The organism is Alcanivorax hongdengensis A-11-3 (genome assembly GCF_000300995.1).
Classification (GTDB): domain Bacteria; phylum Pseudomonadota; class Gammaproteobacteria; order Pseudomonadales; family Alcanivoracaceae; genus Alcanivorax; species Alcanivorax hongdengensis.
On the sequence record NZ_AMRJ01000001.1, the window covers coordinates 349,342 to 362,581 of the forward strand.

10 protein-coding genes are annotated in these 13,240 nt (G+C 60.6%); 3 read left to right on the plus strand and 7 right to left on the minus strand.

What is annotated here, in order from left to right; translation table 11 throughout:
- Positions 1-53: 53 nt before the first annotated feature.
- The 4 genes from A11A3_RS01580 to A11A3_RS01595 form a co-directional block, all read right to left on the minus strand.
- Entirely contained in the window at positions 54-1,892 is a 1,839-nt protein-coding gene (locus tag A11A3_RS01580; protein WP_008927507.1) for a DUF3413 domain-containing protein, read from the minus strand.
- 65 nt (positions 1,893-1,957) lie between these two features.
- The gene (locus A11A3_RS01585; RefSeq protein ID WP_008927508.1) at positions 1,958-2,944 is read right to left on the minus strand and encodes an alpha-L-glutamate ligase-like protein; all 987 of its coding nucleotides are present in this window, start codon (positions 2,942-2,944) and stop codon (positions 1,958-1,960) included.
- The gene (locus A11A3_RS01590; RefSeq protein ID WP_008927509.1) at positions 2,944-4,479 is read right to left on the minus strand and encodes an inactive transglutaminase family protein; all 1,536 of its coding nucleotides are present in this window, start codon (positions 4,477-4,479) and stop codon (positions 2,944-2,946) included. Before A11A3_RS01590 ends, A11A3_RS01585 begins: the two co-directional genes overlap by 1 nt.
- The gene (locus A11A3_RS01595) at positions 4,479-5,066 is read right to left on the minus strand and encodes an ATP-dependent zinc protease family protein (protein ID WP_008927510.1); all 588 of its coding nucleotides are present in this window, start codon (positions 5,064-5,066) and stop codon (positions 4,479-4,481) included. The genes A11A3_RS01590 and A11A3_RS01595 overlap by 1 nt, the downstream gene beginning before the upstream one ends.
- Positions 5,067-5,368: 302 nt before the next feature.
- On the opposite strand from A11A3_RS01595, the gene typA reads away from it, so the two are divergent.
- Positions 5,369-7,177 carry a translational GTPase TypA gene (gene typA / locus A11A3_RS01600; protein WP_008927511.1) on the plus strand — a complete coding sequence of 603 codons (1,809 nt, stop codon included), beginning with the start codon at positions 5,369-5,371 and terminating at the stop codon, positions 7,175-7,177.
- 66 nt (positions 7,178-7,243) lie between these two features.
- Here typA and A11A3_RS01605 read toward each other — a convergent pair whose 3' ends face one another.
- The 3 genes from A11A3_RS01605 to A11A3_RS01615 form a co-directional block, all read right to left on the minus strand.
- A complete protein-coding gene (locus A11A3_RS01605; RefSeq protein WP_008927512.1) occupies positions 7,244-9,088 on the minus strand; it encodes a sulfatase-like hydrolase/transferase in 1,845 nt (614 codons plus the stop codon).
- A gap of 152 nt (positions 9,089-9,240) precedes the next feature.
- Positions 9,241-10,794 (minus strand): flavin-containing monooxygenase, encoded by a 1,554-nt coding sequence (locus A11A3_RS01610; protein ID WP_008927513.1) that lies wholly within the window; start codon positions 10,792-10,794, stop codon positions 9,241-9,243.
- Between the two features lie 71 nt (positions 10,795-10,865).
- Positions 10,866-11,798, minus strand: coding sequence for a hypothetical protein (locus tag A11A3_RS01615; RefSeq protein ID WP_008927514.1), 933 nt, complete (start codon positions 11,796-11,798; stop codon positions 10,866-10,868).
- Positions 11,799-11,921: 123 nt separating this feature from the next.
- Between A11A3_RS01615 and A11A3_RS01620 the strand changes: the two genes are divergently transcribed.
- Together A11A3_RS01620 and A11A3_RS01625 are read left to right on the plus strand one after the other, a co-directional pair.
- Positions 11,922-12,536, plus strand: coding sequence for a TetR/AcrR family transcriptional regulator (locus A11A3_RS01620; protein WP_008927515.1), 615 nt, complete (start codon positions 11,922-11,924; stop codon positions 12,534-12,536).
- A 15-nt stretch (positions 12,537-12,551) separates the two neighbouring features.
- Positions 12,552-13,040 (plus strand): DUF4282 domain-containing protein, encoded by a 489-nt coding sequence (locus tag A11A3_RS01625; protein ID WP_008927516.1) that lies wholly within the window; start codon positions 12,552-12,554, stop codon positions 13,038-13,040.
- The last annotated feature ends 200 nt before the right edge of the window (positions 13,041-13,240 follow it).

The following is a 13,240-nucleotide window of genomic DNA, read 5'->3' on the forward strand; positions in this document are numbered from 1 at the left end:
GCAGCAAGCTTAGGGAAACCTGAAGCCGACACGGAAAGTGCCGGCCATACGGATCAGTGTTTGCGGAAAAAGCGCGACAAGTCCTCGAGAACAGCCACCAGGCGCGCCTGCAACTGTGCCATTACCTGGCCGGTATCGGCCACCGGCTTGTCATCCGCGGTGCTGACGGTCATTTCGGAGAGGCCACCGGCCTTGAGCGGCATGGCGACCTTGTAGTTCGGGCCCACATAGGCCAGCGCATCCCAGCTGGCCACCAGACGGTACCGGTCCGGGCTGGCCCGGTGAAGGCTCTGGCCAATGGCATAATCCTGCGCCGGGTTGCCCACGCCCAACAGCGGCATCAGGGTTGGCATCAAATCCAGATGACTGGTGGGGTAATCAAACACCCCCGGCTTTTCGCCCGGCACCGCCAGCACGAAGGGGGTATGGATCTGCTCGTTATGGAACTCGGAGTTGTGACCCCAGCGGCCGTTTTCCATGAACTCCTCACCATGGTCGCCGGTGACCACGACAATGGTGTTTTGCAGGGCACCACTATCTTCCAGTTGCTTGAGTACCCGGCCAAGCTGCTGGTCCAGATGATGGGAGGCATTGATGTAACGGTTGAAGATCCCCGGCATGTCTTCCTTGAGGTCCATGGTCGCGTAGTTGAGCTCGGGCAGGTACTCCTTGCGGATAATGCTCTCCGGCGGGAAGTAATAGCGGGCATGGGAGGACTCGAAAAACATGAAGCCGAAATACGGCGTATGCGCATCCTGCTGGCCAAGAAACTCCAGCAGACGCTTTACGTTGCGGCGATCACGCTGCCAGCCCTGCCCGGCCGAATCGCTGACCATGTCCGCCGCCGGCACCGACGCGAACACCGTCTTGTCGAATTCCGGGTAACTGAATTCCGCGCTGGTATAAAGCCCCATGTGATAGCCACGGCGCTGCAACTCCCGGATGAAAACCGGAGGCTTGCGTTCATCGAGAAAACTGAACCAGTAATTGCCTGGCAGCCCGTAGAAAAGGCTGAAAATCCCCATGCGTGTGCCGTTGCCACCGCTGTAATGGTGGGTAAATCGCTGCCCGTAGGTCTGTGAAAAATGCCACAGGTTGGGCATGATTTCCGGCGTCAGCATATCCCAGCGCAGAGACTCACAGACCAGAAAGACGATATTGGGGCTGGGCGCCTTATCCGCCACCTGCAGCGGCGACAGCGGGTAATGCAAGCGCCCGGAATGATCCGCACTGAGTTTCGGCTCGCGGGGAATCTCCACGCCGATGCGCTCGGCAAAACCCCGGAAGGTGGTCGGCTGATAGAAGGGAATTTCCTGGGCCGCCACCAGCACCGGACGATAGCCCTGCAAATGGCTGAGGCCATAGGCAAGCCGCTCACCGACCATGCAGATCACCAGCAGTATCATCAGATTGCGCCAGCCGGGCAGACGCCGCCCGCGCAGCAGCGCCATCAATACCGCCTCAATCAGCACCACCGCCAGACAGACCAGCGCCACGGTCAGGTTGGCACCATCCCCGCCGCCCATGGATTCGATCCCGCCCGGTGTAGTGATCAGGTTCCAGACAAACCCGTTGAGGTGAAAGCCGTACATGCCATAGATCTGGCTATCGGTGAGCAGCAAAATCACCAGCGCCGCGGTCAGCAACACCGCAAAGACCATCTTCGCCATGGCTCCCAGCAATCGTCCGGCCAGCAGGCTCACCAGCGCCACCGGCAACAGGTAAGTGAGGGCATAGCCACAGCCCGCCGCGAACAGAAACAGGCCGGCACCCGGCGCCTGCAGAGACAGGCTGCCCCGGGCGATATACGCCACAATCAGCAGCAACAGAAAAAAGTTGACGGTATAAAAAAGATGTAGCGGCAAAGGCTGCCGGCGCTGACGTCGATCCATGGCTACCCTGTCCCGATCTGCTACCGGGACCTTCCCCTTGTTAATGCAAAATGGTTTGGCCCTAATCAGTCCGCCGATGGTGCCGGCACCAGGCCGGCTACCGCGAACTGTTGTTTGGAAAAGGCAATCCGCTCTTGGGCCGGCAGGGTTTCCCCGCCGACCTGTTCTATGCGCTTTTCAATGATCCGGCAACGCCGTTCCAGCCCGTCATCCATGGCAATCTGGATGTTAAGGCCGGGGCGGGCATTGAGCTCAAGCATCATGGGGCCGTGCTGACGATCCATCACCAGATCCACCCCCAGATAGCCCAGGCCCGTCAGGTCATAGCAGCGGGCGGCCAGCGCCAGGCATTCTTCCCAGTCCGGCAATTGCAGACCGGCCACCGGATGGGCGGTATCCGGGTGGCGCTCGATCTTCATGTTGTGCCAGGTCCCCCCCAGCGTCACGCCGGTGGACAGGTCCAGCCCCACGCCGATGGCGCCCTGGTGCAGGTTGGCCTTGCCCTGGGACTGGCGGGTGGGCAGGCGCAACATGGCCGCCACCGGATAGCCCTGCAGCACGATAATGCGGATATCCGGCACACCCTCAAAGCTGATGCGATCAAACAGATCGGTGGAGCGTACCCGATATTCAATCAACGCCTGGTCACGATGACCGCCCAGCGAATAAATGCCGGAAATGATCCCGGAGATGTGATGCTCAAGCTCCTCGGCGGTAATGATGCGCCCGGAGGCGGAGCGGAAGTAGTCCTCGAAACGATCGGCAATCACCATGATGCCGTCACCGCCCGCCCCCTGGGCCGGCTTGATGACGAAATCCCGATGCATATCCACCACCCGGGTCAGGGTACCAATGCCCTGCTCGGTACTGATGGTGCCATACATCTGCGGCACCCGGATGCCGGCTTCCGTGGCCATGCGCTTGGTGCGGATCTTGTCATCCACCAGCGGATAAAGATGCCGCTTGTTATAGCGCAGCACATACTCGCCGTTGCGCTGGTTGATGCCCATCACACCCCGGGCCCGCAATGCCTTCCAGGTCCGCCAGAACATCAGCGCTCCTCATCCACCATGGCCCGAAAGCGCATCAGCTCGGTGAGCCGATAGCCACGGTAGTGCCCCATGAGCACCATAACGGCGGCCTGGCAGAGCAACAGCCCCGGGAAGGTGAAGACCAGGTAGACCAGCGGGTCCCAGACCATCAGCAAGTGACAGAAGATCGCCGCGATCATGGTGCCGATGGCCACCTTCACCGACTGCGGGCCACCCCGCTCCTCCCAGACGATGGAGGTCCGCTCGATCACCATGGTCAGAATCACCATGGGGAACAGCGCCACGGACAACCCGGAGGCGATGCCCAGCTTGTAGCCGAACAGGCTGATCAGGGCCATCATCATCACCACGAAGGTAAGCACCACTGACAGGCGCGGTAACAGCTGCAACTTGAGATGCTCAAGATACGACCTCACCGACAGCCCCAGCACGGTAATGGAGGTAAACAGCAGCACCCCGGCAATCACATTGGTTTCCCGGAAGGCCAGCGCGATCAGCACCGGGGTAAAGGTACCCAGGGTTTCCATGCCGATCAGCTGACGGATCAACAGCACCAACAACACACCCACCGGGATCATGATCAGGGTGCGATAGAGCTGCTGGGCCGGCAACGGCAGCTCGTAGAGAGAAAAGTCGATAAAACTGCTGACATCCTTGAGCTTGAGGGACTGGGCCAGCTGCAGAGCACTCATTTCGTTCTGGTGAACGCTGAAAGTGACCTTGGGCGCCTTGCCGCCATCAATACGCAGCAGCGGGTCCTGGCCACTCCACCACACCAGCCGGTCGGCGGGCAGGCCCTGCTGACCATTGACCGGATTGAAATACAGCCACTTTTTGCCATTGAAACTGCGCAGCCACAACTCCGGTTCCTGCTCCTGACTTTCCATCAGCCGCAGGGTATGGACCGGCTCCGCCGGGATATGTGCCACCGCCAGCAACAGATCCACCACCCGGGCCCGGTTCTCGGGGCTCAGATCACTGCCCAGCAGCAGCTGCACGTTATCGTTATCCAGCTCGTTAACGCGCTTGATGGTTTCACTGATGAAGGTTTCCACATCCGCGGAATGGTCGCGGATCGGTTCCAGCAGGGCATCGGCGGCCACCTTTTCCGGCCCCTTGAGGCTGGGAGCCGGACGAAACTGGGGCCCGGGATCATTCTCCACGCTGTCAGAGGCGTAGCGCGGTGTCAGCATCAGGCGGTAATAGAGCGCCTGGCTGCCGTCGGCGCGACGCGCGGACCAGGTCACCTGGCGGTTGCCCTTTTCCCGGTTCACATTGACGCCGTAATTATTGGAGATGAAGCTCTCGTTGAGCGTGGTATAGCCGGAATCCAGCGGCGGCACGTACATGCGCACCTTCACCGGCTTGCTGGCCCGGGCAACAAAGTCCACCTGGGCATCGACCACCCAGACCGGGTCCTTTTCGCTCTGGGTCAGCGGTACCTTCTGCACCATGATCTGGTAGGCGATACTGCCCGCCCCCAGGACGAAAAGAATGATGGCCAGAAGCCGGGCCTGCAGCTTTACGGAACCCATTATTGCGCCTCAGCGGCCTCCTTCGTGTTGTTGTCTGCGTTACCGCGGTCACAGCTCGGTGACGCGGCCGTCATGCTCTGGGACGGATCCACCACCGCATCCAGCGCTCGCAGCGCTTCGGCGCCCACCAGCAGCGGATACTGAAAATCGCTGCGGTCGGTCAGGTTCACATCCACCGTGGCCCGGTGACCACCCATGCACAATGTCAGCGCCACCACCGGCCGACGGCTGTAATCGGTTTCTTCCCCGGCCAGGCTCTCCGCACGGCGCTTGATGCGCACATGTTTTGAGAGCGGCAACTGCACATCGTCCCACTGGTCCTGGGTAATGCCCCACTTTTCACGGTCCGCATGGCTGACGGCGAGGTCAAATTCCACCATCTTCACGCCATCGCGTTCAAATACCTTAATGTAACGGGCACTCAGCGAAGCACTTTCCGCCCCGGTATCGAGCTTGGCCGGCAGGTCGATACCCAGTTCGTGGATATGCACTTTCTCCTGCAGACCGTAAATTCTCTTGCTGTTGGCCTCACCGGCCAGCCCGAGCAAGGGCCACACCAGCATAAACAAAGCCAGCCCAAATCGCATGTTAACTACCTGATAATCAGCGCATTTATGCCCGAAAAACCCGGCCACCCCGCCTTTACGGCTGCAGCCTCTGACCCGGACGGGGCAAATTGGTTGCGCCATTTTAGGCCAACCACGGCTTCCCCGCAGGTTGAGCGGCGAGATTTTGACGTATTTCACAATCACTGCCCAGCCGCCCCCCACCAGAACCCGCTGACAGATGGACTATCCCCGACACACAGCACTGCTATAATGCGCGCCCCTTTATGCCCTTCGGGCGGGTGACGGACCTCCTGTCACCCCCAGTTTATGGAGCCAAACACGTGATTGAACGTCTGCGCAATATCGCCATCATCGCCCACGTTGACCACGGCAAGACCACCCTGGTGGACAAGCTGCTGCAACAGTCCGGCACCCTGGGAGATCGCGCCGGCGACATCGAACGGGTGATGGATTCCAACGACCTGGAGAAGGAACGGGGCATCACCATCCTCTCCAAGAACACCGCCATCCAGTGGAACGACTACCGCATCAACATCGTTGACACCCCCGGACACGCCGACTTCGGCGGCGAGGTGGAGCGCGTCATGTCCATGGTGGATTCCGTGCTGCTGCTGGTGGACGCGGTGGACGGTCCCATGCCGCAAACCCGCTTCGTGACCCAGAAAGCCTTCGCCGCCGGCCTCAAGCCGATCGTGGTAATCAACAAGATCGACCGCCCGGGCGCCCGCCCGGACTGGGTGATGGACCAGGTCTTCGACCTGTTCGACAATCTGGGCGCCACCGACGAGCAACTGGATTTTCCGGTGATCTATGCCTCCGCCCTGAACGGCATCGCCGGCCTGGAAGCGGACAACCTGGCCGATGACATGACCCCGCTGCTGCAGGCCATCGTCGACAAGGTGGACTACCCGGACGTGGATGCGGACGGCCCCTTCCAGATGCAGATTTCCTCTCTGGACTACAACAGCTACCTGGGCATCATCGGCATTGGCCGGGTTAAGCGTGGCAAGATCAAGGCCAACAGCCCGGTGAAAGTGATCGGTGCCGACGGCAACGTGCGCAGCGGCAAGATCCTCACCATCATGGGCTACCATGGCCTGGAGCGAGTGGATGCCGCCACCGCCTCCGCCGGCGAGATCGTCTGCATCACCGGCCTGGACCCGCTGAACATTTCCGACACCCTGTGTGACCCGCTGAATGTGGAAGCGCTTACCCCGCTGAGCGTGGACGAGCCCACCGTGAGCATGTTCTTCCACGTCAACACTTCACCGTTCGCCGGCCAGGATGGCAAATTCGTCACCAGCCGCCAGATTCGCGAGCGCCTGGAAGCGGAACTCAAGCACAACGTGGCCCTGCGCGTGGAAGAAACCGGCAGCGCCGACCAGTTCCGCGTCTCCGGCCGTGGTGAACTGCACCTGTCGGTACTGATCGAAAACATGCGCCGTGAAGGCTTCGAGCTGGCCGTGGGCCGCCCGCAGGTGATCATCCGCGAAGAGGATGGCGTCAAGCAGGAACCCTACGAAACCGTGATCGCCGACGTGGAAGAACAACACCAGGGCGCCATCATGGAACAGCTGGGCCTGCGCAAGGCGGAAATGACCAACATGGAGCCGGACGGCAAGGGCCGTGTGCGCCTGGAGTTCCTGGTACCCAGCCGTGGCCTGATCGGCTTCCGCAGCCAGTTCCTGACCCTGACCTCCGGCACCGGCATCCTCAACAGCACCTTCAGCCACTACGGTGAATTCAAGGCCGGCGACATGGCCAAGCGCATCAACGGCGTGCTGGTGTCCATGGTCAAAGGCAAGGTGCTGGGCTTCGCCCTGTTCAACCTGCAGGAACGTGGCCGCATGCTGATCGACCCCAACGTGGACGTCTACGAAGGCCAGATCATCGGCATTCACAGCCGCGGCAACGACCTGGTGGTTAACCCCACCAAGGGCAAGCAGCTGACCAACATGCGCGCCTCCGGCACCGATGAAAACATCGTCCTGACGCCGCCGATCCGCTTCAGCCTGGAGCAGGCACTGGACTTCATCGAAGACGACGAGCTGGTAGAGGTCACCCCCAACCATCTGCGTCTGCGCAAGAAGCTGCTCACCGAAACCGAGCGCAAGCGCGCCGGTCGCTAAGGCGATCAGCACGCACCACAAAAAAGGGCAGCCGTGGCTGCCCTTTTTTATTGGCCGTTGTGCCCGTCAGTGTTTCACGTAAAAACGGGAAATATCCTTGAGCAGCTGCGCCAGATCATCCTTCTCCCTGACCATCACCGCACCACTGTCCGCCACCGGCTGGTCATCCGCACCGGTCACTGCCATGTAGCCGGTACCCGCCAGGTTCATGGGCATGGACACCTTGTAGTCCTTGCCAATGTAGCCCAGCGCATTCCAGGAGCCGATGACCCGATAACGGTCCGCGGTCGGCTTGAGCAGGCTCACCGCATCCACCGAATAATCCGACGGCGGATTAGTGACACCCAGCAGCGGCATCAGGGTGGGCACGATATCCAGGTGGCTGGTGGGCGCGTTTACCACTTTGGCCCCCTGACCCGGCACATGCAGCACAAAGGGGGTATGAATCTGCTGATTGTGGAACGCGGAGTTGTGGCCCCAGCGGCCGTTCTCCATGAACTCCTCACCATGGTCACCGGTAATGATGACGATGGTGTTATCCAGCAACCCCTCTTCTTTCAGATGATCCAGCACCCGCCCCAGCTGGATATCCAGCTCATGGGTGGCATTGATATAACGATTCTTGATCAGGCCGATGTCTTTCTTCACATCCACGGTGGCGTAGTTGAACGCCTTGAGATAATCCGGGCGGATCACCGCATCATCCGGGAAGAAATAGCGGGCATGGGACGACTCGAAGAACATGAACCCCAGGAACGGCGACTGATCGGACCGGGCCCCGTCGATGAAATGGTTGAGACGGGTAACGTTATCACGGTCATCTTCCCAGCCCTGCTGGTTGTGATGGCTGTGCAGCAGGTCCGAAGGCAGCCCCGCCCACACGGTCTTGTCGAATTCCGGGTAGGTAAATTCGGCACTGGTATACAGGCCGAACTGGTAATGCTGCTTCTGCAGCACGGAAATCAGCGCCGGCGGCTGGCGGGCATCCAGGAAGGAAAACCAGTAGCTGGCCGGCATGCCGTAGAACATCGAGAAAATGCCCCAGCGAGTCCCGTTTCCGCCACTGTAATGGTTGGTATAGCGCCGGTTCTGCTGCGCAAAGGCCCACAGGTTCGGCATGATTTCCGGGGTCAGCATATCCCAGCGCAGGGACTCACAGGCCAGCCAGACAATATTGGGCCGCGGTGCATCCGCCGCCAGCGTGATCGGGTGCAGGGGGTAATGCAGCCGCCCCTTGCCGGCCACTTTCAAGGTGCTGTGGCGCACCGGCTTTTCGCCCAGCGCCACCATCACATGGGAAAAGGTGGTCTGCTGATAGAACGGAATCTGCTGGGCCGCCATCAGCACCGTGCGGTAGCTTTTGAAGTGACTGACCCCGAAGGTCGCCCGCTCCCCCAGCATGCACAGCACGATGGCCACCATCGCCCACTTCAGCCAGCCGGCACGGCCCTGGCCGGCACTGGCGGTGCGATATAGCACCCAGAACAGCACCACCTCGGCCACCACGATGGCCACGCACATACCCAGCACCGCCACCTTGGTGCCGGTACTGCTTTCCAGCGAATCAATCCCCCCCGGCGTGGTAATCAGATTCCAGACAAAGCCGTTCAGGTGAAAGCCGTACATACCGAAAATCACCCGATCGGTGTAAAGCAGAATCACCAGCGCACTGGCGCCAAGCACCGCCAGCAGGGAGGCCATTTTCTGGCCACCGGGCAGATAGCGCACCAGCGCCACCACCAGTAAAAGAGGCAACAGATACAGCAGGCCATAACCCAGCGCCGCCGCCAGGGTAAAGAGCCAGGCCGGGCCGGCCAGGCTGCTGGCGGCGATCCACAGCACCATGGCCACCAGTACAAGATAGTTCACTACCCAGAAACGCCGGCGGGCACACATCCAAATATCGGGCATGGGAAAGCACGTCCTTTGAGGAGGGAAAAACGAGCGTGACACGATGACCATGCAAACTTAATAGAATCTTAAGCCAGCGTTAAGAAAGCGTAAGGACGTCTAAAAAAAGGGCCGGCAAAATGCCAGCCCCAGTCACCGGAATAACGAAACGGTCAGGCCGTTTCGTAGTCGGCCTCCTCGAAATCCGCCATCTGAGCCGCGTACTGGGTCGCGAAACCCGGGTACATGGTGGCATTGAAGCCATCCGCGGTCAGATACCAGCTTTTACAGCCGGAGTTCCAGTTGGTTCTGGACAGGCGCTTCTGGATGCCCTTGTTGTACTGGTGCTGCACGCTTTCCTTGACGTCCAGTATTTTCAGGTCTTCGGCCAGGATCTTGCGAATTCCCTTGAGCGCGTAATCGAGCTGGGACTCCATGTAAACCAGCGCGGAGTTATGCCCGGGCCCGGAGTTGGGGCCGAAGGTCATGAACAGGTTCGGGTAGCCGGAAACGTTGATGCTTTTATAGGCCTGGGCACCGCCCTGCCATTCGTCGCCCAGCAGCCGGCCATTACGGCCCCGCACCGGGAAGGGCGTACCGGAGTGGCTGACATCAAACCCGGTGGCAAACACGATGCAGTCCACCTGGTGCTCGATGCCTTCCACGGTGCGAATGCCCTGCTCGCTGATGCGGGCAATCGGCCAGGTGATCAGCTTGGCGTTGTCTTTCTGTAGCGCCGGGTAATAGTCATTGGACACCAGTACACGTTTGCAGCCGATGGTGAAATCCGGCGTCAGCTGTCGACGCAGCCAGCGATCCTTGACCTGACGGCGCAGGTGCAGACGGGCCAGACGCTCGGCAATGCGGGTCAGCGGTGAATTCCAGATTACCGCCAGCGCCATACTCTCGTGGGTCCAGTAAAGCAGGTTTCGCATGGCCTGCTGGCTGGCCGGCAACTTGCGGAACAGGGCCTTGTTCCATTGTGGCGTGGTGAAGTCGGGGCGCGGCAACACCCAGCCGGGGGTACGCTGGAACACCTTCACATGCCCGGCCACCTTGACCAGCTCCGGAATGATCTGGATACCGCTGGCACCGGTACCGATCACCGCCACGCGCTTGCCGGCAAAGTCGTAATCATGATCCCAGCGAGCGCTGTGGATCTTGTGTCCCTGGAAATCCTCGATGCCGGTGATCGCCGGGAAGCTGCAATTGGACAACGGCCCCTGCGCCATGATCGCGGCCCGGCCGGCAAAGGTTTCCTGCCGGTCGGTGGTGGCTGTCCAGATACCCTTGCCTTCATCGAAGCACAGATCCGTCACGTTTTTCTCGAAACGGATGTGTTTTTGCAGATCGAACTCGCTGACCAGGTGGTGAATATAGTCGAGGATTTCACCACTGCCGGAAAAGCTGCGCGACCAGTCGGGGTTGGGCGCAAAGGAATAGGAATACAGGTTTGACGGAATGTCGCAGGCCGCGCCGGGGTACTGATTGTCACGCCAGGTGCCGCCGACGGCACTGGCCCGCTCCAGAATCACGAAGTCGTCGATGCCGGCCTGTTTGAGGCGAATGGCCATGCCCAGCCCGGCAAAACCGGCACCGATGATCAGTACCGAAACCGGCGTCACCGGCGTCGGCTTTTTCTCCGCCGGCTTTCTTGCCCTGGCGGAACGTTTACGCACGGCAGCCTTGCGCGGCGCCGTTTTTTTGTTGGCGGGGGAGTCACTCATAACCATTCAACTCTTGCGATATGACGCCCTCGCCACGGCAAAGGGCCGCAGCGAGGCAAGATAAAAGGGGATTAGTGTGTAGAGGTGGGCTGCCAGGTCAGCTCTTTCACCCAGGAGGGCACCGCCGGCAGTGCCCGGCGGGGCACCATGCCGGTGAGTTTCACCAGCCCGTCCACCGGCACGTGGTACAGCTTGTTGGAGCGGTTGGTCACCCAGCGACCGTGAAACTTGATCAGCTGGAACCAGGGATTGCGGCGGCCATCTTCGGTGCGCCCGCCAATGCGCTCGAACTTGTTCATGGCCTTGTAGAGCTTCTCTTCCGGCAGCCCCATGGCGATTACATTGTCACGCATCTTGTTGAGCAAGGGCATGTAGGACGCGATGCCCAGAATCAGGCGCGGGTCCATCACGCGAGCCATCATCTGCACCATCTTGATGTAGGAGGCACTGTGACCCTGCATTTCCATCACCGTGAAACCCACCCCCAGGTGACGGGATTCATCATCGTTGATCTTCTCGAACGCCTGGTGACAGACCGGATCCTTGACACTCTCCAGCAGGAAGGTGCAAAGCGCGCCGTCCAGAGCGATTTCCAGCATCGGCACCACGGTGCCCAGTACATAGACCGGCATCTCGTCGGCAAAGCGGTCCAGCCACTCGATGATGATGCGCAGGTTGACGTTGGGCTCCGGAATCTCCTCCCCGTCCAGCATGCCCCAGCGACGCATCAACGCCATCTCGGCGTTGGCATGGCGCTGCTCTTCGGCATGGAAGTAGGTGTAGATTTCACGCAGGGTGTCGGTGGGGGCTTTCTTGGCCAGCGCCGCAAAGGCCCGCGCGCCGACGTGCTCGATCCACATCAGATCGGCCATGAACTCCTTGAGTTTGGGCCATTGCTCTTCGGTGATCAGCTCGGCACCGGGGGCCTCCCAGTCGATATCCGACAGGGCCCACTGGGTGCTCTTGATCTTGGCCAGCATTTTATCCAGGTCGATGGAAGCCATGGTCTCTCCTCCCGGCATGGGCCACGGTGACGGGCCCGCCACTCCTCAGAAAAGGGGTTTACTGTTACATTGCCTAGTGTAACAATAAATCGAATGCTTGTTCGGATTCAACTCGGAAATCGTATGGCACGCAAACCCAAACAACAGCGCTCCCGCGCCACCGTCGACGCCATTATCCAGGCCGCCCTGATTGCCATTTCCCGGCAGGGCCCGGGGGGCACCACCGCCAGGGAAATCGCGGAATTGGCAGGCATCGGGGTGGGCTCGCTCTATGAATATTTCGCCAACAAGGAAGCCATTTTCAACGCCGCTGCCGAGCGCTTCGTGGCTGACACCGTGGCCATGGTACAACCGCTGGTGCCCCAGCTTGTTCGGATGGAAATCCGCGAGGCCGTCGTCACCCTGCTGCGCAGCTTCCGGGACTTTCTCGAGCAGAACGACCAGCTTTACCTTAAATGTGCCCGCCATGCCTTCGCCGTGGACATGGCCGTTTACCAGAAGCCCATCAATCGCATGCTGATGAACCTGTTCAGTCAGTACCTGATGCACCAGCCCCACATGACCCGCGTCCCCCGCATCCCGGCGCTGGCGTTCTTCTACATCAACGGCAGCACCTTCACCATGATTCAGCACCTGTCCGAGGAAACGCCCTCGGTACCCTTTGACGAGCTCACCGGCGTGCTGGCGGATATGCTGGCCTGTTACGTGGAGCAACACCTGGCCGACGACCCATCCTGACCCCATGGAGGCACCATGCAGGAACCCACACCGCGCTATGGACAGAGCAATTCGGTGATTCCCAACCTGGCGGACTGGCGTTTCAATCGCTACCTGACCATGCAGCTGCTGCCGCTGTTCTATGTACTGCTGATGGCCGGCGCGCTGGTGGCGGTGCTGGGTATTGTCGGGCTGTGCTTCTGGTTTTCGGTACTGGCCGGCATTATCGCAGCCTGCCTGGCGCCGCTGGTGTTCCTGGTCATCGCCGCGGTGATTCGCGCCGCGCTGGAATACCTGATCATGGCCCACCGCATCATGCGCATTATCGAGGGCATGGATGCCCTGCCCGGCCAGGTCGGCGACCTGACTCACCGGGTGGAAGGAATCACCAGCCACGTGGACGAGCTGACCGGGCAGGTGCATGACATCCACGAGAGCCTGATGCATGTGCGCCCGCTGCTGCGCTCCGCCGGCCTGCCCGGCCGCCTGCTGGATGCCCTTCGCGGCCCCCGCGAGCGGCGCTGATTGCACATAAAAAGGTTCATCGTGGACGGGAGGAAATTCAGCCTGGTCCAACGTCGGACGTCGGACGTCGGACGTCCGACGCGATAGGCTGAATCCCCAAAGAGCCGAACTCCCACAACCTTTCACAGGCTCGTCCCATGTGGGCGTTTGTCTGCAAATGAATAGGGCTTTTTCGCGTGCAAGCTGTCGGAGGGGGGGGG